This window comes from Paenibacillus eucommiae (assembly GCF_017874215.1).
Lineage (GTDB): Bacteria > Bacillota > Bacilli > Paenibacillales > NBRC-103111 > Paenibacillus_AI > Paenibacillus_AI eucommiae.
On the sequence record NZ_JAGGLB010000004.1, the window covers coordinates 160,730 to 181,976 of the forward strand.

General features: G+C 45.4%; 22 protein-coding genes. 1 reads left to right on the top strand and 21 read right to left on the bottom strand.

Annotation, left to right across the window (positions count from 1 at the left end; translation table 11 throughout):
• Positions 1–33: 33 nt before the first annotated feature.
• Positions 34–3,291, bottom strand: coding sequence for a DUF4838 domain-containing protein (locus tag J2Z66_RS08590; protein ID WP_209970980.1), 3,258 nt, complete (start codon positions 3,289–3,291; stop codon positions 34–36).
• Between the two features lie 797 nt (positions 3,292–4,088).
• Here J2Z66_RS08590 and J2Z66_RS08595 point away from each other — a divergent pair.
• Positions 4,089–4,880, top strand: coding sequence for a protein-glutamine gamma-glutamyltransferase (locus J2Z66_RS08595; protein WP_209970981.1), 792 nt, complete (start codon positions 4,089–4,091; stop codon positions 4,878–4,880).
• 875 nt (positions 4,881–5,755) lie between these two features.
• On the opposite strand, the gene J2Z66_RS43375 is transcribed toward J2Z66_RS08595, so the two are convergent.
• The 20 genes from J2Z66_RS43375 to J2Z66_RS08690 all read right to left on the bottom strand — a co-directional run bounded on the left by J2Z66_RS43375 (position 5,756) and on the right by J2Z66_RS08690 (position 21,247).
• Positions 5,756–6,361: a M23 family metallopeptidase gene (locus J2Z66_RS43375; protein ID WP_281068811.1), complete on the bottom strand. Its 606-nt coding sequence runs from the start codon at positions 6,359–6,361 to the stop codon at positions 5,756–5,758.
• Positions 6,348–6,719 (bottom strand): phage holin, LLH family, encoded by a 372-nt coding sequence (locus tag J2Z66_RS08605; RefSeq protein WP_209970983.1) that lies wholly within the window; start codon positions 6,717–6,719, stop codon positions 6,348–6,350. The genes J2Z66_RS43375 and J2Z66_RS08605 overlap by 14 nt, the downstream gene beginning before the upstream one ends.
• A gap of 6 nt (positions 6,720–6,725) precedes the next feature.
• Positions 6,726–7,115 (bottom strand): hypothetical protein, encoded by a 390-nt coding sequence (locus J2Z66_RS08610; protein WP_209970984.1) that lies wholly within the window; start codon positions 7,113–7,115, stop codon positions 6,726–6,728.
• Positions 7,116–7,365: 250 nt separating this feature from the next.
• Entirely contained in the window at positions 7,366–7,476 is a 111-nt protein-coding gene (locus J2Z66_RS43380; protein ID WP_281068812.1) for a CD1375 family protein, read from the bottom strand.
• A 2-nt stretch (positions 7,477–7,478) separates the two neighbouring features.
• The gene (locus tag J2Z66_RS08615; protein WP_209970985.1) at positions 7,479–7,778 is read right to left on the bottom strand and encodes a hypothetical protein; all 300 of its coding nucleotides are present in this window, start codon (positions 7,776–7,778) and stop codon (positions 7,479–7,481) included.
• 12 nt (positions 7,779–7,790) lie between these two features.
• Positions 7,791–9,449, bottom strand: coding sequence for a pyocin knob domain-containing protein (locus J2Z66_RS08620; RefSeq protein WP_209970986.1), 1,659 nt, complete (start codon positions 9,447–9,449; stop codon positions 7,791–7,793).
• A 166-nt stretch (positions 9,450–9,615) separates the two neighbouring features.
• Positions 9,616–9,909: a hypothetical protein gene (locus J2Z66_RS08625; RefSeq protein WP_209970987.1), complete on the bottom strand. Its 294-nt coding sequence runs from the start codon at positions 9,907–9,909 to the stop codon at positions 9,616–9,618.
• A 14-nt stretch (positions 9,910–9,923) separates the two neighbouring features.
• Positions 9,924–10,244, bottom strand: a complete 321-nt coding sequence (locus J2Z66_RS08630) for a hypothetical protein (protein WP_209970988.1) — start codon at positions 10,242–10,244, stop codon at positions 9,924–9,926.
• Positions 10,245–10,289: 45 nt separating this feature from the next.
• Positions 10,290–12,707 (bottom strand): LamG domain-containing protein, encoded by a 2,418-nt coding sequence (locus J2Z66_RS08635; RefSeq protein WP_209970989.1) that lies wholly within the window; start codon positions 12,705–12,707, stop codon positions 10,290–10,292.
• Complete coding sequence (locus J2Z66_RS08640) at positions 12,682–12,927, bottom strand: hypothetical protein (protein WP_209970990.1); 246 nt, start codon at positions 12,925–12,927, stop codon at positions 12,682–12,684. Before J2Z66_RS08640 ends, J2Z66_RS08635 begins: the two co-directional genes overlap by 26 nt.
• Positions 12,924–13,388 carry a hypothetical protein gene (locus J2Z66_RS08645; protein ID WP_209970991.1) on the bottom strand — a complete coding sequence of 155 codons (465 nt, stop codon included), beginning with the start codon at positions 13,386–13,388 and terminating at the stop codon, positions 12,924–12,926. Before J2Z66_RS08645 ends, J2Z66_RS08640 begins: the two co-directional genes overlap by 4 nt.
• Positions 13,389–13,392: 4 nt before the next feature.
• Entirely contained in the window at positions 13,393–14,349 is a 957-nt protein-coding gene (locus J2Z66_RS42505) for a putative phage tail protein (protein ID WP_312894455.1), read from the bottom strand.
• A gap of 3 nt (positions 14,350–14,352) precedes the next feature.
• The gene (locus J2Z66_RS08655) at positions 14,353–15,390 is read right to left on the bottom strand and encodes a baseplate J/gp47 family protein (RefSeq protein ID WP_209970992.1); all 1,038 of its coding nucleotides are present in this window, start codon (positions 15,388–15,390) and stop codon (positions 14,353–14,355) included.
• Positions 15,391–15,792, bottom strand: a complete 402-nt coding sequence (locus J2Z66_RS08660; RefSeq protein ID WP_209970993.1) for a DUF2634 domain-containing protein — start codon at positions 15,790–15,792, stop codon at positions 15,391–15,393.
• Positions 15,789–16,091, bottom strand: a complete 303-nt coding sequence (locus J2Z66_RS08665) for a DUF2577 domain-containing protein (protein ID WP_209970994.1) — start codon at positions 16,089–16,091, stop codon at positions 15,789–15,791. The genes J2Z66_RS08660 and J2Z66_RS08665 overlap by 4 nt, the downstream gene beginning before the upstream one ends.
• Entirely contained in the window at positions 16,088–17,074 is a 987-nt protein-coding gene (locus J2Z66_RS08670; RefSeq protein WP_209970995.1) for an XkdQ/YqbQ family protein, read from the bottom strand. Before J2Z66_RS08670 ends, J2Z66_RS08665 begins: the two co-directional genes overlap by 4 nt.
• A 13-nt stretch (positions 17,075–17,087) precedes the next feature.
• Entirely contained in the window at positions 17,088–17,861 is a 774-nt protein-coding gene (locus tag J2Z66_RS08675) for a LysM peptidoglycan-binding domain-containing protein (RefSeq protein WP_209970996.1), read from the bottom strand.
• Positions 17,861–20,080, bottom strand: coding sequence for a phage tail tape measure protein (locus J2Z66_RS08680; RefSeq protein ID WP_209970997.1), 2,220 nt, complete (start codon positions 20,078–20,080; stop codon positions 17,861–17,863). Before J2Z66_RS08680 ends, J2Z66_RS08675 begins: the two co-directional genes overlap by 1 nt.
• A 255-nt stretch (positions 20,081–20,335) precedes the next feature.
• On the bottom strand, positions 20,336–20,758 hold the full coding sequence (locus J2Z66_RS08685; RefSeq protein ID WP_209970998.1) for a phage tail assembly chaperone: 423 nt from the start codon (positions 20,756–20,758) through the stop codon (positions 20,336–20,338).
• Between the two features lie 30 nt (positions 20,759–20,788).
• Positions 20,789–21,247: a phage tail tube protein gene (locus tag J2Z66_RS08690; protein ID WP_209970999.1), complete on the bottom strand. Its 459-nt coding sequence runs from the start codon at positions 21,245–21,247 to the stop codon at positions 20,789–20,791.

The window sequence follows — 21,247 nt, forward strand, 5'->3', positions numbered from 1 at the left end:
CATTAGACATGGATCGATTAGCAATTCTTTATCCTACTGCTTTGTCAGGATTAAATAGTCTGTAAAAAGCTTGTAACCCGTGCTAGCTGCATGTTTACCGCTCATTTTAAAACGGAAAAGCTTGTTCCCTGCCGAAGTTACCGCCACATTGCCTAAATCATATTCCGCATAAGCTTCCACAGGCGAATAAGTATCCACCAGAGCTCCCCTGTCCGTCCCATCCACTGAAAGCTGGAATGTGCCGCTATCCGTACTTTTATTCACTCTTATTTTCAAATTATAAATCCCCGGTTCATTAAAAGGCACTGAATACTCCATATAATCGTTTACCGTGTAAGCATTGAGCTTATCTCCGTATCCTCCGCTCATATGGCTATCGCTAGTAACTGTGTGGGAAACACCAGGAGTAATTGCAGTAACCGTCAGACTTTCAGCCTCGAGCTTTTGACTGGATTTCACAAGAATGATTCGATCTATATATACTGCATCTGGATCCGAGGAGCTGCCCCCATAGGATGAACCTTCAAACTTCATGGAGATATAAACATCATAATTTTGTGCTGGTCTTCCTTGAAGCAAGCTGCTGAAATGAACCTTAACGCTCCAAGATCTGAACAAGTACAGATAATCACCTGGCTTAATTAACGCATTGTCAATCTTATACACTTGATACTGATTAGGCACAATATCAGACACATTTAACTGGCGCAGCAGCCTGGTACCATCGGTAGAATTATAAAGCCCGATGTCTATCAACGGTTTATGTTGATTGCGAAAGGTCGTATCCGACATACTGGCAAGCTCGATTTTGGCAGCATGCCCAAGCAGTGAAGTTCTTGCTGTGTCCTTAGTCAGTCCGCCGTCATCATTTGCCAGATTAAAGTTTTCAGTTGGAATTTCAACAGTTATGTTGTCTGTATTGCCTACGAGATAAAACCGGTTTATATATACCGAATCCGGATCTGATGAACTTCCTCCGAAAGAGGGTCCTTTAAAGTTCATGGACACGTAAACATCATAAGTCTGTGCAGGCTTCCCTTGAAGAAAGCTACCGAAGTTCACTTTGACACTCCATGAACGGAACAGATACAAATAATCATTCTGCTTAACCGGTGCATCGTCGAGCTTATATAATTGATATTCATCAGGTGTTATGTCAGCGATCCCCAGACTCTTGAGCAATCTCGTGCCATCAACAGGATTATACAGCCCTATATCGATAGGCAGCTTGTGCAAATTACGGGACACCGTATTCGTGATATCTGGCAGCAGGACCCTGATTCCGGGCAAATAACCGTCTTCCGCAGTATGGCTGACTCCTCCATAGGCGTTATATAGATCAAACTGATCGGAAGTGATATCGACCATCCTGTTGTATGGAATCGTTCTCAAGCTTTCCGGAATCAGCAGCTTTGTAATTTCTTCGTCTGTAACCTTCGAATTGTAATCCTGCTCTATTCCACCCGCAACGAGGCGTCTCAACTCTTTCTGCTTCGTCAGTGTATCGAGCAATCTTGCCGATGAGATTTGCCTCTGGAAGTTCATGGGAACGCCGCTCTCCAGTGATTCGGCATACAAGTCATTCCATCTGAATAGAATCAGCCGGTCTAAGGAGGCACGAGCCGTGTTCACACGCTGCAACTTTACAGGATCACCTGCAACTGCCGCTGCTGCACTGTTCAAAATTAATTCCTGGCTATTAACATGAGCAAGGCTGAAGTAATTATAGACATTATTTTCCGCAGCAAATGTGACTTTATTAGCAGTTGTATCAGCAAGTATTTTACTCGCCGCCAAGTATTGCCTGATATAAGTCCCCGCAGCACCATAATATTTATCAGTGAAATCAGTCATTAAACTAGATAAATCTAGATCCGGATTTTCCATAAGCTTTGCTTCGATCCACACCTTCATATCCCACATATCAGAGTGATTAGAGCCTTCCTGCTCTTCAAAAATACCCGTAACCCCTTTTGTGCGGAGGTATTGATAATCCTGCTTTTTGTTGTACATGGTGGGAAGCGGAGGATTTGGCGCATAATTCACGGCGTAGTTCCAGAAAATCAGGTCGCCACTCGTTATACTCTTCCATGCCTCAAGCTTGCTGCGGACATCTGCATTATTGGCATGTGACAAGGGATGAAGCAGATCCAAGCCAACATTCGCATACCGGATTTGCACATTGCTTGCCGGAGTCATTCCGCCGAGCGGCGGATCCACATAGTACCAATAAGCCAGCGTATCTATTTTAACTTCCGGGTAGGTTAAAGCAATATCCGCCGCTATATCATTTACGAAATTTAGCAGATAACCAGAATCGCCATAGGCGCTTCTTTGCGCCAAGTCCGCCGGATACTCACAGAATCCCTCCGTATCATTGGGCGTTACAGAGAACATCGTCGGCCTAGGCAGCCCTTTCAGGTCAGCATCGACATAAGAAGCCGCTATGTAGCCCTTAATCTTTTGCTTGAATATTGTTCTCACATCAGGGTTAGCCAGGCACAGCTGCCCGTCTCTTTTGTTCTCACCGTCAATGAATGCGTAATATTCAGGATGATCATCGAAATATTCCTCCGGCGGCATAATTCGATTGAAGGTATGCACGTGGGAGGGAGGTCCGTAAGAAACAATCCCGCCATAGGCAGCAGGTGTGTTTCTATCGTTGGTAGAATGACCATTCAAACGGTTGCGAAAAGGAAATAACGAATACGGCTGAATTTCGCCAGTAAAATCGGTCGCATCAAAAATTTCGCGATATTTAAACGCCGGTTCTCCGCTGAAGTCAACAGGGAGCTCCAGTGTAAGCGTCGGCTTGCTCGGCACGTATTCCTCCCAATGATTCCACCATCTCACACCAATTTCATCCTCCAGCAGATGATAAACTGCATATAAGGTGCCTCTTGTGCTGCCTCCGGTAAGTATGATTTTATTGCCCACACTATGAATCGCCCATGCCTCTTCACCACTCGGATTAATCCCGTTTGCGATAGCAAACGCTGTGGGCCCGACCATGAAGGATTTATCCTGCGCACTACTTTCGCCAACAATCGGCAGCGTGACCCCGGTCACTTTCTGAATGTACAGCTGCAGTTCATTAGCCGCCGTTTCTTCGACAAGGTTAGCCGTGTCGGCCAGTACAATATTATAATGCCCCACCCCTCCAGAAGTGATCGTTACAGGAGTACTTGCCGACACTGAAGTAGATAAACTCGCAACCAATACCCCTACCAAAAATAAAATCAAGCTTAAAAGCCGCACAACTCTTAACACGGATGGATTCATCGTTAACATCCTTAATTACCCTCCCTTTTTCAATTTGATGGATGACCGCTTACATGCTATAGCATTCAAATGGGTAAAATAATATTAATATAGCGCTTTCATAAATAATCATAACAACAACCATTCATAAAAAAAATAGAGTAAAATAGGTTTTTAGTACTCGACAAATCCAAGATGCGTCCATAAAATCTTTGTTGTGACCATCCTGAATTTCGAACACTCTCTCCGGTTTCAGGAATAAATGGCAGCGACAGTAAGTTTTCCAGGTATTAATTGCTCACCAAAGCCTTTTTATCATCATGTTCAAATATAAGACTAATCTTGATATCGAACTGCCATTTATCCATGAGAAAGTGCCTTGCGGCATCCTTTGATGAGCATGTTCGTGATGTGCGAGCTGTTCTAATAAACCATAACAAAAAGGCTATCCCTTAGTCATCATCGATGACCTTTGGGAAGCCCTTTTATACCTTTATGCATAATGCCCCCTCTTCCTTGGGAAGGGGCTCTAGCTCTAGTTTCTAGTCTGATGCCTGCTGCTTAATTGCCTGATTTACTTGTCAGCGCTTTGACGACATCGTCAACATCGTCAATCTTCATGCTGTCCGCGATTGGAAACCATGCCATCACACCATCCGATTAAGTCATCCCTATAAATTCATAGTAAATGATAATCCCTCTCAACGTCAACCTAAGTCCACTTATTAGAACGCACTCGACCTTCCTGCTTTATTCAGAACCTATTTAAGCTAGAATCCATAAAATAATAAACATACCTAATAAATAATGTGAGATGAGGTAATCCCATGATCATAATCGCTGGTAAAAGCGATCCCCCCTTAGACGATAGTACGCTTTCCGAGCTGGAACGAAACATTTACCAGAAAAAGAAAAGCAGTTCCTTCGAATACCGCTATGAATCCGTCGAGGCCCTTTTATTTGAACTGCGAGTACGCACCCATATTGTAGAATCTGCACGGTTGTTGAGCGAGAGTGGTGCTGAGTTTGCCGATTTTGATAAATCCCGATGCAACGAGGCGTTCTGGAATCGCAATGAGAATGGGGGATTTCAATTAAAAAAAGGAGTTTCCTCCCAGAATGGGATCAGGGATATTTTCACGAATGGACACTTGTACGCTTTTGAATGTGCAACGGCGGTGGTCATCGTATTGTATAAAGCCGTGCTGGAATCCATTGATCCCAAGCAATTCGATGTTTTGTATGCTGACCTCTTGTTATATGGTTGGCATTTTAATAGGAACTTGCGTCTGGAACAAAGGATTCATCCGGGGGAAGCGGTGGCAGGGGATCTGCTCTATTTTGAAAACCCTGATTTTGATCCTTCAACGCCCTGGTGGAGAGGGGAAAACGTTGTCAAGCTGGAGGAAAACCTCTACTATGGGCATGGCATCGGAATTAGTACCGCCGAAGATATAATTACTGATTTAAACAAATCCAGAAAGCCTGACAGTACGCAATCAGCCTCGCTTTCAGACATATTCGATCAAGTTGACTTCTTCTTCTTGTGGAAGCTTACATCCAGCAATCGGGAGAGGCTTATTATTGCCAAAATAGGGGCTAGAACTTATTTACATTGAAAAAGATTTGCATCTTTGTTGAGAAAAAAGGCTCTTAAATGGGCTTAGCTTGTTTTAGCCTATTTTATGTGAATGAGTCAAGATCAACGTCCCTACTCTTCATACTCTCAAGGAGATCAAGACCCAATGCCATGGCAAGCCCATCAAGCCCATCCATACCATCAGCACCCTATGCATCATCAGATGCATCACCCCATGTACCATCAGATGTATCATCATGGCTTTCACCAAGGGTATCAACATGGATACCAACACGGCTATCAGCATGCACAAGGACAAGGGCATGGCCAAGGACGACAACCCGAAAATTAACACTGGACAAAGGGCCTTGAGAGCTTGATGACTCCTACTAGGAAAACCCCGCTAACCTGGCGGGGACACTTGAAAGATAGACTGGCCGCCGGTAAAGAAACAGTTTGTTCTTACCATTCCTCCGTTTTCTACATCTCGGGAGAAGGCGACCTGTATTCGGTGACAAAGAAGTTGAGCAGTGTGGTGGCCAAACCGCGATATGGTTCATCTCCAACAAGCGAAACATGCGCCCCCTCATGCTTTTGCAAAGATGATTTCAATGACACGCGGCGGAGTAGTGATTTCTGGCAGAGCAAATCTTGCTTAAAAAAGAATCGTCACTGTATACAAAGAATAGCTAGCTTTAAGAGCTGCCTCCAACGCTAATGATTCTTCTTGTAATAGTGCATAACAAATTCGGTAACAATTCACTTCACATTTTTTCAACAATAAGACCCGCTCAAGGAAATCAATAATGTATCCTCTTCCTTCCGACTCCTTAATAATGATTTCGGACGTAGTCAATTACATGCCTTAAACGGCGGCACGATGATTGTCAAAAGGTCTGGGAAAAGTCCCCTTGCCTATTGAACCGCCTGACCGGATGCCTTCCGTAGTTCATTCGCCAGTCTATGAAACTCAGCCTGTGCATCTTTACTTGCAGTCGCTCCATAAGCAGCGCTTAAAAATAAAATGATCTTGTCGGCATCTTTTTTATCCATATTTATTTTCGCCCCCTCAACCTTCCCAAGTTCCTTAACATTCGGCATGAATCGCTCCAGATAGACTCCAGGATTTGTGTCCGTACCATATCCATAACTAGGAGTTGATTTTAACCGCACCTCAAAATGCAGATGCGAACCTGTACTGCGCCCCGTAGTACCTTGTCTGCCTATCATTTGGCCTGCCATTATCTGCTGCCCTACTTTGACTGCAGTACTATCCAGATGCGCATAAAATTGTATCGCTCCACAGCTGTCTTTGATAGCAACAACATTGCCAAAGCCACCAAACCCGGTGCCGACCAAGCCTTCTCTCGCATGCACAACCATTCCAGGCATAAATGCATAAATCGGAGCCTGATGGAATTTGACCAGATCGATGCCGGTATGGTGCACTGGCTGGCCAGTGAACGGGTCTTTTCGAGGACCGTATGGGCTGCTAATTCGGTAACCATCAAATGGATTCATTATCTGCCCTCTCATTCGGCTGCCGTAAAGCTTTGTAATCCAGAACTGCCTTTTCAATTGCTGCTCGAATTTCCATGGCTGTAAATTGAATACCCGCAGCATTGAGCCTTCTAATTACATAGTCCTGAGCAGAACTGAGTTTCTGTTCCCCTCCAAGCTGCTTGAACGTCTGTTCAGCAAGTGCAAACCCCTCAGAAGCAATCTTGTGCAATAGCTCTCTTTGTTCTTTCGACGTACGGCTTTCTACCCATGCTTCAAGATTTTTCTTGACTGCGAATAAGCCTGCTATAAGAAAAGTTGCCAACAGTCCAATAACGGCCTGTACAATACCTGTGATATAGGGCTGTATAAGTTCCATCAGTTTTTATCCACCTTTCGAAAATAGTTGATATACTACTGCAATAATCGTCCCGCCAAGCACATATTTTACAAATGTCATCCATTCTTTTTGGCTGTTCGTTCTTTCGGATGCACTGTCTGTTTGCATTTGCCTCAACAAGTCAAACACCTTGCTTTCGAATGAATCAAAACGGCTAAGTATTTGAGCAACGGAAGATTTCATTACTTCTTGATTGGCACTGAGTCTACTCATTTCTTCTTGATGCCGATATCTGCTTTCTTCCAATATTTTAAGCTGCTGTTCGTGCTTCAGCGTCTCTGTGTTTAGCAGCAACATTTCGCCAGATAATGCGGCTATTTGTTTCTCTACATTTTCAAGCCTTCCTAATACTTCTCCGCTTACTAGTTCTGTCATGATTTGCCCCCCTCCCTATGAAAATATATTAAGCCCCGCTGTTAACGGGGCTGTGTTACTATGCTGCTGGTTGTGGTGGCTTACAGTCTGTACCAAGTTCCATAACAGTGAGTTCAGCTTCTACAGCTGGCTTTGAGTTACAGGCAACTTAGCAAATATTTTATAGCTCCTTACGATTAAAGCTACGTATACAGTAACCACGGTATCATCTCTTCTCAACAACCAAAAAAGAAGCCTTATCAGGGCTTTGCTAAGCATTGCTATTATCAAGAAGCGTTTGTACATCTGCCCGTAAATTCTCCGGCACTTCTTGGATTGTCTTCCTGCCGGCTACTATAAGTTTGAAGTAGATTTGTGCCATGGTCAATTACCACCAATCATAAGTTCATAAAGTTCTGTTATTGCCAGCATGAGATTTATGTTTTCTTCTTCAAGGACGGCTATCTTATCCTCCAGAGTAGGTCCCGGATCAGGCGGAGGTGGTAACGGGGTTACGGTCTTCGTTTCCTCATCCCATGTTACCTTTCCTACGTTACCCTCTAACCCTTCAGGTAAGCTTCCCAGGGTAACATATTCCATAGGGGAGTAAGGGGTTAAATCTTCGGGGGTGGCATTCTTTTTTACAGCCACTACTACATCTCCGCGTAAAAATAATGTATACATGATACCGCTCCTCTACATAAGGTCGTATTTTAAGGTTAAATTTCTGATGTAAAAAGTACCTGCCACCGATGCTGACCATCCTATAATGTATATAGGTTCCTTGGAATTTACCGAGATAAACTGAGTATTCGCTAAGTAGGAGGTACTACCATTAGATCCCCCTATAAGTACTGAAGGAATATTAGTAGAAATATTAGATCCTACGGGAAGCCTCCAGTCAAGGTTCCACCTGGATGGGGCTCCCTCGAACCTAGGGAACCATCTTATAAAATTTCCGCCAAAGTTATAGTCAGAATATGTGTTAGCAATCGCCATTTGAAACGATCCCCCTGGATTAACCTTACATTCATAAGAAAGTATAACCTCTCCAGTTCCTTCTGGAACGATTTTCGCCACCAGGTAATACCCCCCGGTCTGTACTGGAAATGAAACCTCCGCAGGCTGAGACACCCTAACGTTATTACTTGCTACCATCGTAGGCATTCCCACTGATCTCCACGCTCCTTCGGGGGTGCTGAAATATTCGAACATCCCATTAGTTAATCTAGTATTAACGGTATTATTAGTGGTTAGTATCTTAGCCCATGGAGTCCATCCATCTGCCGCATTATACCTTCTAGTCCATAGATCCACGCTTAGGTTCCATACGTTAGCGATCTGAACGACTCGGGTGGTATCTCCAGCATTAAGTACCTCTAGAGTACACCAGTCACCATTAGGAGTACCTGTAGATCCGGCTCCGAAATAATAGACTCCAGACTTAGTGCATGTATTAGCATTGTTTCCAGGCCAGTACATGTTATTGGACTTTACCGCAGTAGTATCCACGGCATCCACATACTGTTTTGTCGCAGCATGAAGGTTGGCTGTTGGATTCGCTGGCAAAGTCAGAGCCCCTGTCATGGTATCCCCGGCCTTATTTACCTTTGGGGAAACAGCGTCTTGGACAGCTGCCATGGACGCTATCTGATTAGTATTAGTACCAAAGGCAGCCTTTGGAGCGAATGGAGTACCTGAGAATACCGGGCTAACCAGTGAAGCTCTAGACGTATCTGTAGGATGCACGTGGTCTTCCCGGGCGAGCTTGGTTGAAGTTCCGACAGCTCCCACGCCATCCATTAGTGGTGTCACCGTGGCTAAATCAGCTGATATTTCCTGTTGCACAAAAGCTGTTGTCGCAATCTGGGTATTGTTTACTCCTAATGCAGGTGTAGGAGCTGTAGATACGCCCGTAAATGCTGGTGATTCCAGCGGAGCCTTCGCATTCCAAGTCGTCTTCTCAGCATCCGTCACAAAACGGTTGCTGGCATCTTGGGCAATAATACCAGGTGGATGTGTTGCGGGATGTACATAGTTGGTTGCCCCAGCTGATATGCCATCTAATTTCGCTTTGTCTGCTGCTGATTGAAACCCTGCCGCTGCTGTTGTAGCTACCGGATGTGCCGTTCCTCCAGCTCCAATGTGAGCATCGATCTGAGCATGTGTGTTTGTTCCTTTATTGAGCAGATTGACGTGATCTATCTTCGCCCCCTCTCCAGCTGCCCCAGAATGCTTATGCCCCGCTGTTCCATCGAATTTCGTGTTGAGCACGTCGGCATTCGCATTGAAATTTTCAACCGTCGCATTGTCATTTGCTTCAATTTTTTTGATGCCATTTGGAAGTGTGATCATCTAGACACGTCCTTTCTTATTTTTGCAAACAAAAAGAACGGAGTGAATGATTCTCACCCCGACCCCGTTCATGTTTCTTTAGATTAATCTAAATATCTCGTATATACGCTATCGGGCTGTTTCTGGAGCTTTATTTTGGTTACCTCTCATAAGACACATACTAGCTTCACCTGCAAAATAACTTGTAAACTTTACTTGTAAACTTTCCTACTGGATGACGATAACCTTCCCGATGAAGCCAAGCATGAGTTAAAGAGCCGGTTAATGTCAAGTTATTTACATTTGTATTATCTAAAGCCTTCGGGTTAATGGTAACACTTAAGGAATTTCTTTCTGGATCAGAGGCGTTTGTTGCTTTTACTACAAATAAATCTTTTCCATTTGCTACTTTATTCATTACATACGCTTTTGACGCCCTGCCAAAACCATTAGCAGCAATCATGGTAGTAAGTCCATCCATTTGAACGGCCGCTGCTACTGCTCCATTAGCAAGCTTCTCATCAAACCAACAGGTGCCAAGTTGAATCGAGCATATCTGTTGACACAACCTTGATAATTAGAATAACCACTCTCTTCTAATTGCTCGAAGTGAGTTCTCCATTGTCCTAGTGCCTGTACGATAAGACTTCTAATTCTGTTTGTTTGAATCGTTGTAAACCGGGTATCCACATAAAATATCATCGATGTCGGCAACACCTCACTCACAGGCGCATCTGGTACCGTAATGGTCATTTTCTTATAAGTAGCAGTTTCTCTAATTCTCTTTAACGGAACTACCGGTAATTTTCGCTTCAAATCGTTCACCTCTCCAATTAACTTTATTGGATTAGTGTATGCTTATCAGACCCTATTCGCTTTCCGCTTGTACACCGTCACATCTGTATCAAAATCCATCTTATACGTTGTATCGGCATCCACGGATAGTGGCGCGTTGGCTTGGTAAGCTGCTAGAATCTCCGCGTCAGTTCGGGCGCGTGATGATATGCGAATGTCATCAAAAATCGTATTAAGGTAGGAAATGCCGCTCGTATAACTGCTTCCAATGCTCAGTGTCGGAACGAACGCACTGGGCAATTTCGGATCAACTGCAAAAGCTCGACGTATCCCGTCTATTAACAGTACGGCTTCCGCACTTGACCACTTAACTGAAAATAAGTGCCAGCCATCTGGAGTGAGTGAGTCGCTGGCTGTCGACATAAGGGTGCTGCTCCCATCGTCTCCACGTGTTTGTATCTGCCAAGTAGCATTATCGGGCCTATGCAGCAATGTTATACCTGTTGCTCCGGTTGAACTATTTACAGAGAAAATACGATTGTAGTTCCCCTCAAACCTTCGTGCCATGGCGTTAACACACACCCAAACGTCAATTTGCCCTTCTGCTGGATTTAGTACACCCGCCGTCTGTATAGTTAGGGACTCGTTAATGCGAGTATCAGGCGTAAAGGACGTTGCGTACGTCTTAGCTTCTTTTTGAGTACGCGCTAGTCTAACAACAGCGTTATTACTTGAAATCCATATATATGAGGGGCCGTAAGAGACTGACGCACTGGCAGTTGTAAACACTATTTTGTACCAACCATCAGATTCGGCAGTAAGCTGCACTGTGCCCATAGCCTTTGTCACGCTAAGAGTAGTCAAATCTACATCAAACCCTGATCCAAAATAATTAGATCCGTCAACTAACCTATAATCACTATACATCGTTAATCTAGCTCCAGCAGAGGCGCTGATTACTTTAAAGTATAGAGTATCTGTTAGAGTAGCCCCTACCGAAGACCACGTCGAGGACTGGCTTAATCCGAATCTCCCGGCGTTTGCCGTACTGCCATCCAATTTCGATAATTCCATGGCACGCGTGTAATTCAGGTCATCAACAACTTGCCGTGTTCCACTTCCCCCAGCCGCGCTGTAAGATGTCCAACCTGTTAGTGATCCGTCCATCCATCCGCCGTTATTCCATGAATTCGTCGTCCCCTCTTCGATCATTATCCCGTTCCCAAACTTCCCAGTTTCCAAGCGTGGCACATTCGGCAATACGAGTTGCCCATCTTGCCATGCCAGCGACGAACGGGAAAAGTTACCTTTCGTGAGATACCGCCCCTTACCATGTGGACACCACGAGCCGTTAAAATCCTGCTTGTACGTTGTGTTCGCATCCGCAGGTGCTGGAGTGTTCGATTGATACAAGGAAAGGACTTCCGCGGCTGTCCGGGCTTTGTTGGATATGCGTAAGTCGTCGAATAAACCATTGAACTGGTAGGTAGTTCCCGTGAGCGATAAAGAACCTATATGAATTCCCGCACTATTAAACATTCTCGGTAAGGCTGTGGGTGTTGTTACCCTAGCTACACCGTCCACGTATACAATAGCGTTTAATCCGTCATGCACGAGCGCCCAGTGGTGCCAATCTGTTGGGTTAGCTATAGCCGTTCCCGACGCTGACTTCTGTACATTGTCGCTATCCGTCCAGGACAGTACGGGCGAGTTTCCGAACATGGCAAGGTAGAACTTAGTCCATGATCCTAGAAGCATGTGGTACGTGCTAGTTTGTGTCTTATCTATCTTAGCCCATAGTTCTATAGAAAATGGCTTCCCCTCCTCCAGTCCAGCAGATTGAGATATACGTAACGTTTCTGTATTCCTGGTATCTGTTGTAAATGAGGTACTGTAAGCCTTTAGCTCCGCTTGCGGTTGGTAAGCTATGAAATCTAGAGAGTCCTCGACGTCCATAGTTCTAAACTGTATCTGCATAAACGTAGATCCATTACCCACACAGTTTTCTAGCGTAACGTAAGCAACTTCCCCTGGCTGTATCACAACATTTCTAGACCCTAAATTAGAGTTTACTGCCATAGCCTTAGTTCCTATGTTCTTAACCTTAACGCTAGCGCTGTACACTTCGCCTGCCGCTGGCGCTGAGTCTATTACTCCGCGATAAAACTTTACTATACTAGTTCCGCCCGTAACCTGTACTCTTGAGGCTCGTGTAGTACCCCATTCAGGCATCTCTATATCTGTCGTTACGGTGGAGGTAGACCCTGCGTTCCTCGACCACCCAGCAAACTCCTGCACGCTGGGTGGAATTAGGTTATTCGTACCCTCTTCAATATAAACACCATTACCAAACTTGCCCTGCTCAAAACGGGGCCTGTTTACCTTGCTGATTCGACCCTTCGAATCATAAGCCGTACTCGCGCGTTGAAAGTTGTAATCGTAGCTAACGTTACAGGAATTACTCGGCTTCAATTGGATCATCATCCGCTACCTCCCACGGAAATACTAAATCCCCAATGAGCCGCGGATAGTTACGCCGCAGGTCAGGCAAGAACACCTTCTCGGCATACTCATAAGCCTCAGTTTCTGTCTCGCAGCCTACGGATGTCTCACCTTCCAAGAGCAAGGTTTCGCCCTCCATCACTTTTACAACAGCATCAAAAAGGTACTCGTCAACTTGGGTCACTATGATAGTGTAAGTCATGCCAATTCCACCACCTTCACGGATGCGCTTGATGTTGAAATGCAAAAGATAGGCGTCGCAACTTTAACATCAAAAGCAATCGCCACACTGTCCTGTGGCATAATCGGGAATCCGTTTGCCACAGTTACACCTGCAGCTCCCCAATACACAATCACGCTGGATTCGTTGTATACTGCCATGGAATAGCGCCCGGCCTTCCTGCTCGCACCAGCGAATACTTCGGCTGCTGTCGTCGATACCGTCTTTGATCCAGTAACTGGTGCCTGCGTGACGCTGGTGCCTGTTACAACAACAGGAACCCCATTACCAGCGTTGGTTTGGTCAAAGGTAGAATCGTCCGTTCTCTTTATAACAATCTCAACGGGTACAGCCTTCATGCCGTTGGTTGCTTCATTCACAATCGCTTTAACCGCGTTAGCATCACCATTAATCGCGGAAGAAATTGTTTGTTTGATTGACATACTCTTACACTCCCCCTCCGTACGTTTCTATTTGGCCAAAGGTTATTCCGACAGTTTCAATGTCCCCGAATGTGTTAAAAATTTCACTCAACATGCCAAAGGTGACATAGCTAAATAAGTACTCAACGGCCAGATGAGCCGGCACTATATCACGTATGGCTTTTTTTATATCTGCCAGATTTTCTGGAATCCCAAGTGTGCTAACAAATCGAATACCGACAGTGTAAATCTTGCGCGGGGAAAATGGATCGACAAAAGTACCACGCCCAATCTGAGGGTTTGAAAACCGTGTTGGCCCTGTGAAGCCCGGCGCATTTTTAATGCTAATCCGGATTTTATCAACGTTCCCGGTATTGAAAGTCCCGACAGTACCATTAAAAGGAATGAACACCACATTCCCGGCAACGTTGGTCACGCTGAAAGCTATCTCGCGCAGCAGCCCTATACCCATAACCGAGTTTTGTGGCGCGATCAGGTTAAAATAGTAGTCGATGTTTTTGCCAACCGTAACATCCACATACGCAATCCGGTCGGTACCGTTTACCGCATTGATTGTTGCCGTATAAGGCTCAATAACCGTTATGCCAGAAGCCACCACCCATTGAGAAAGCGGCGGTAGCAGGTTTTTGGTATATTCGATAACTTCTACCTCACCATTAGCATACGATTCGGCCACGCTTTTTATCAGTGCCTTGTTGACAGTTCCAACCCCACGCAAGCGTGATCTGATAACGGACCGCCGCTGATCGATAGGCTTGTTAATGTCTATAGCCAGCCCTAATTCAGACTCCCATTTGGCAAGCCCCCACGTAGCAGTAGAGATACTCATCTGCTCCAATAGAGAATTAGAGTCATACCAGAGGTCTCCCAGCTCTTCCCCCTGAGTAGACAAGAGCTCTTTAAACTCAACAATCTCATGATAATAGGCTGGGAGGTATGGCATTAAATCAACTGAGCTCACACCTTACACCCCCAGTACTAATGTGCCTGTCATCGGCACGTAGTCATCTTGTATCGCCACATTCACAGTGCCGCCATTAACGGTGAGACTACTATAGTCAATAACACCGGTAGTACCCAACAGTAGAGTCCCAATGCGTGCATAACTTACGTATGTCAGCTCAAACGCCGTCGCCTTCATGTAGTCATCTACAGCCTGCTTGAAAGCCGCTTGTACATTTGGCAATGTGTAGCCTGTTGCAAGCGTTACTGTAGCGTTAATATTAATCGGGAAGCCTTCCGCAGATACAACCGTCACGTCAGCCCCTATGGGGCTTACCTCAGCGATGTAATCCACAACTTCAGCGAGAAGTGCAGGCGTTGCCGGATGCCGCTCAATATCTACAATAGTGACCTTTACTGTTCCTGGTCCATCCCAAAGTGGAATTACCTTCGCCGCTCCTACCCCTGGAACCTCCAGGGCCCATTGCCGATAATGTGCGGCATTTCCGCTGGTGGAAGGCTCACGCACTTTCGTAAGGTAACGCTCACGTAATGCTTCATCCGTCTCCGTATCGGTCCCGGGGATGCGGATATCCGCAATCTCAGCTCGACTTAAGCCAGGGATATAATCTATGGGAAGCAGCGCTCCAAAGTGCAGATTTCCTACTGTGCCCGAAGTCTCGGCTACCAAAGCGAAATTGCCCGGAGATATCCGGCTGACGGCGGCATAATTCACGCCCGATATGCCATATCGGCTCCCGATCGGCACGTCTAGCGGTGTATCATTGACTCCATAAAAGACGCCCAGCCGCTGGGCCGGAGAAGCGGCCTTGCGCGTTAGTCCCCGATCCGCTGCCCGGAGATCCAAGTATATGCCGCTTGTCGTTTCCCCAAAACTAAGGCTAAGTATAGTACTTAGCTCGAAATACATTTGCGTCAGCTCCACAGCCGCAGGGGCCAGAGCATCGAAGATAACGCTGCCTTCGCGCTTATCTACAGTGTCCGGTATGCGCTCCAGCATACGCTGTAGAATGGTATCAAACGTTTGATTTTCATACAATCAACTCACCTCTTCCGTCACTTGAAAATTTCCATATTCGGAATTAACGATGAATGAAGCTAATGCTTCATCCCCGTTAATCCTAATCTGCATATCCTGTACATCCGTTATCCGGTCATCCTGGATCAGAGCGTCACGTATTTTTCGGCCCAGTTCCATTTGAACATAGGCTGGGCTGGTGCCGGGAGCGGTGCTGAGCTGGCTGCCATAATCCGTGCTGTAGATGATATGCGCATAACGTTCTGTCTGAAGGATTTTATACACAGCCTGCTTCACCGCTTCCAGACCGTCTATCATTCCGCCAACACGCTTCGTTAGAGGATTGATTCTGTAAGTGCGGCTGGACTGCTGTGCCAATTCGAGATCCTGCGCATCACCTGAGATGCCTCCTTGCGGTATCATGTGCTCACCATCCGATCTAAAATAATATAATCAAGCCCGCCTTGCATACGCAGCAGCAGCACCTTGTCCCCTACTTCCAGGCCACGACGAATGGTGTGTTCAATACCGCCAATCACCAGCTTAAGCTCGGTCAATTGCTCGGTAACGATTAAGAAATCCTCCGGAAGTGTAAAACGCTGTTCAACGCTCACCTCCAAAGGATGGATCTTGCTCACTGTGCCAGTTTGAATCCATACGGGCTTGCCGGCCTCCACTACTCCCAGACTGGCTTGCTTAATAATATTGGCAAAACTGCTCATACTGACACATCTCCTATCCGGATATCCATGAGCTCAAGGGACATGGTATGCTCTGCTCCGTCAAATTTATGGCTGCAGCTATTCACCAAGAAATATTGAGAGATACTAAGCTCCGCAATATTAATGGAAACGTAGCGTCCGGCTCTGACCCGGACATCCCCGATCGCTTCAAGCTGAAAGCTTCTTCGCTCCCTGTTTTTCAGCTTCATCAGATTGGTTAGCGTCGAATCGATTTGAGCCTCATTCATTTTTTCGTCGACATCCTGAAAGAACTGCAGCAGCCCCCACTTGGCTATATTGGCATTGTCTTGCGAAATATAGATTTCCCGGACTCCCTTTTCCTTGTTTTTCTTGACGAGCTTTATCCTGTTAGAGGATTCTTCAATCGACCGCTTTTGACTGTAATCATACACAAGACTTCGGTCTCCAAGCGATAGATCCAATGTTAGGTTCTGGATATTCTGCAGGGAAAGCTCACCGAAATCATCGAAAAGCATGTACATTTGCGTTGTAGCAATTAACGTATGATTAATCGCTGTGCAAATGATATCCAGCAGCTTGCTGTTGTCCTCGGCCATTCTGGGTATTTTGTATTTAGTATCCTCCAACACACCGACTTTCAAGTTAAAACTTTCCGCTATCCGGCGGACAACTTCCGTTGCCGTAATATCGATGCCGATAAAATAATCATTGGCAAGCAAATACTTCAGCTGGTCGAAAGCCGTGATACTGACATCCTCATCGCGACCGCTATCAATACTGAAGATGTAACCAAAAAATAGTTTAGCACCATCTTTAGTGACACGGATGACATCGCCCGGAGCATATTTAAAAGCCTGATATTCGTAAAGACCTCCCTTGATTAAGGTAAAACTGAAGGTCGAGGGCTCACCGTTCCGGATTGTCTTATAATCCGCACTAGAAACAATACCGGATATATCCCACAACCTGCCATCGCGGTTATCGATCTCAATTTTCAGCATATGCACACACCCCCTAATTCTTTGGCAGCTTTAATACTAGGCCTGATTTCAGGCTGCTGGCCAGTGCTTCTGCTTGACTGATTCCATTAAGCTTGCGGATATCCTCTGCCCGGGAGCTGTCCTGATTATAAAACTTCATGGCAATCTGGGGCAGCGTATCCCCTGGCTGCGTGATATATTTGTCCGGCACCACTTTCTCATTCAGACGGGCAGATGGCTGTTGAACTACTACTTTTTCACCGTCTGGCTGCGTCTTAACAACAGCTTTGCGCGCCGAATAAAATACGTACTCTTTGAGCTGAAGTGTGTATTCGATATCTCCTGGGCTGCCGGCCACTTCCTTCCAGTCGAAGGATTCGATAGATGCCGGAAAATTAAGATCCCCTGTAATTGTCACATTCCGCTCCTGCTGCGATAAGGTTTGGGAGCCGATAAAAATAAAGCGTATAGGCCGTTTAGACGCCATCCAGCTTCGGATGAAACGGATATACCTCATGGGCTCAAATATTTCATGTTTTACTTCTATATAGGAATTTGATAATGAGGTGAGGGCTGGAAAAATACCGCTAAATGATACCTCTCTCAGGCTTGGATTTTTGATCACGTTAATTTCTCCGGCTCTGGTTTCTTCCGTACCTCCCCCTTGCCCGAGAATCTCGTAGGTCTTCCCGTTCCCGCTTTCTTTTACCTCAATTTCTTCAGGCAGGATCGGGATCCGAAAGCCCTCATATTCATTGTCATAGCTTAGATAGATTTCATAACCGTTATACTTCTGCTCTTCAGCCATTAGGCATACACCCCTTGTGCCGAATTGGTTATTTCTTGCGTCATAACTTCCTTGATTCTAGTAACAATCGTATCGACATCCGTTGGCGTATTGATGTTCCCTGTGGTCAGTTGGACGGTGGGCGTTAAGGTAACGAAGTTTTGAACATTCTTCATTTCGGTCAACTCCCTCATGACCTTCAAGTCCTCGCTGTTAATATCCACCGAATCGTTAATGCTGCCAACTTCACCTACTCTGTCGATGTTTGGAATATTCCCCTTAACGCCCGCCGTAGCCGCACCAATGGCGTCAGTTGCAGCCGTACCAGCGGCACCAGCAGTACTCGCAGCACCAGCTCCTGCACTCCACATATTTGAATCAGACTCTAACTCTTTACCTTTTGCTTTAGGTAGTTTTTGATTTAATCCATTTACTAAACCTGCGCCTTTTCCGAATCCGTAGTCAAACTCATTTTTCAGATTTTTAGTGTCCATACGATCGATAGAAAAAACGTCCTTGACACTAGTCGGCTTTTCCAATTGATCCATTATATCCTTGACTTTGTCACTCATTGAGTGGATATTATCTGTATTAAACATATCTACATGCCCCATATCTAGACCAATCAAATCATATATCTTTTGACTTAGCCAGTTAAAGCCTTTGAGTATGCCGTTTATTGCATCTAGTACCATTTTCATGAATCCGCCTGCAAATGCCTCTCCACTTCGCAACATATTATACACTTGACCACCAAAGGTCATGGCAAGATCATAGAACAATTTTTTGATGGCATACGTAGGATCAATAAATAGATTGATTAAAAACTCTGCAAAGCTAGCGAAAACATTCCAAATATATGCGATTTGATTCCATAGAACGCCTATCAGCACCATGAACATTCCTGCAATAAAGCCGATTACTTCAGAAAAAGTTACACCACATTCATAGAGGATGAAGACTAAAATCCCTATTGCGGCTGCAACAAGCAAGATCGGCCAGTTGATAGCAAGCCAAGCGGCTGCGGCGCTCCATAGAGGCGGCACCATTGCCCAAAGTTGCGGGATAACTATGAGAGCAATTAACGCTGCAATACCTGCAAGAATTGAACCGGCAATTGGCCAATATGTTTGCACAACATTTGAAAACCACAGAACTCCATTTACCAAACCTACAAACAGATTCGCCACCAATCTTAAACCAATACTTAAGTTGTCGAAAAACGGCTGAAACTTACCTGCTTTAAACGCAGTATTTAACATGGTAATCAGAGGTGTTAAGGCTTGTAAAGCTGCACTTCCCGCATCCGCCATAGCAGAACTAAAGTTATTCTGCAGCATATCCATTTGCTTTGCCGGTGTCGCCATCATAGTATCAAATGCAGCCTGACCCATGTTCTGCTTTTCAAGTAGTGTATCGAAGGCTTGGATAAAACCTTCCATGTCTCCAGACGTACCTAATTCTTCGATATTAAGTCCGCTAATATCGGCTTTTGAAATGCCGAAGCTATCGGCGAGCGAGCCGGCATCTCCCGACATTGCTTCCCTAAGAGCAGAGGCCGCACCTTCGATTCCATTTCCTTCTGTATCAAAGGCATTCATTCTGGACACAAAACTATTGAGTTTGGTTAACTGATCTGTATTTTGGGTCTTGGAAAAAAAAGACATGGTTGATTTCAATGTTTCATTTACATCTTGCCCGGCTGCAAGCGCATCTTGTTTAAATTTATCAAACATTGCTGTGCCTATTTGGGCATCGCCAGTACGTGCTATAAACATATCCAACATTTTTTGTTGCTCCATCGCTCCGCCGATCGTTGCGCCGAGCAGCTTTTGAGCGTTGGCGATAGTTAAATATTCAGAAGCAATCGACTTCAGATTACTCAAAAAGCTTCCCGTTTCCTCTGCCCCTGACCCTCCCCCAGGTAGAGGCTGCAGATCCAAATTCACTGTCATTGTACCAAGTTGCTCCTGTAGACTTGTGACGGCTTGCAAAGCTGGAGAAACGTTCAAATCTAATTCCACAACAGTACTGGATCTGGTCATGGTTATGATTTTATCGTGTATTTGCTGAAGGTCCTGTGAAGCAGCCGATACGTCGATACGGAAGGTCATTGTGGAGTTTAGCTCCTGTTTTAGCTTTGCGGCAGCTTGCGTTGCTTTTTCCATCGCATTATTAACATGCGTCAATGTACTTGTAAAACTATCAAAAAGCTGCAAAGTGGTACTCACTGTGGCCATAATTCTTCTCCTTTCTTGAATAAATAAAAAGCGTCCGTTCAAGGACGCTATTTCAGGAAAGCTTTATTTAATCTTAATGAAATAATTATTTCTTCCGCGCCCTTTGCGATTTCTTCTCTTCCTCGACCCGGATACTAATCATGGCAAAGATGACGGCCCTCTCGCGCTGGGACATTCGCATAAGCTCATGCGGAAGAATGTTTAATTCGTGGAGGGCATAGTAAGCATAATTGGCCTCACCATCGCCCTCCTTGATTAGTTTTTTGCCTCTTCGACCAGTTCGTTCATTTCCCGGTCAAAGCCGTTCAATTCCTGAACCTTCTGGACAAGCGTGCTGTACTCACCGGGAAGCAGCATCTTCCGCAGCAAGGACTCAGCCCCAAGAACGCCATATGACTTCTGCAGCTCGGCATCCTTCAAGTTGGGGTAGACGACGCTGGCCACAGCAAGTTTGGCCATGTATTCCTCAGCGCTGGTTTCCGGAATTTGCTGGCCGTTTTTACCTTTTATCCGTTTGGTGGCAGCTTTCCGGCATTCCTCATTTTCCGCCTCGTTCATGCTGCGCAGCTTCCAGGCAAGCGGCTTCCCCTCTTTGCCCTTGAAGCGTTCAGAAATAATAATGTCCTCGGTCATATCCAGTTCTACATTCTGTGCATAAAACGCCTGCAAATCACTCATGATTGAAGTTCCTCCTCGTATTGTAGCTGCTTATTGCAGTGCGTTGAAACTATCCTTAATTTCGACGCCCTCAAAAGTAAAGTCGATATCCTCGTCCAAAGCATCGCTTTCTGTATCCAATTTGGCAATAATTACACTGTCCAGATTCACTCCTGTCAGGATAATTCTCTGGGTTCCCGTGCTTGAGGTTGGATCTTCATTCACAATCGTAATGTCGAAATACGTGTCCTTCCCTTTGCTGATATAATCTGTCATCATTTTACGGAATTTGGACGTAGTGTAGTAGATCGTCATGCTTCCTGACCCACTCCATCCTGTAGCCTTGTGCTGGGTTCCCCGACGGCCAAGCGTTTTGATCTCGGCCTTTTCTTTTTCAATGGTGGCTTCCAGTGTCTTCACATAGAACATTTCTTCAACTACTCCATTAATGGTCGTATAAGCTCTGCCTTCCTGACCGGAAATGGTGTCTTTAGCCTGCAAATAAGCCAT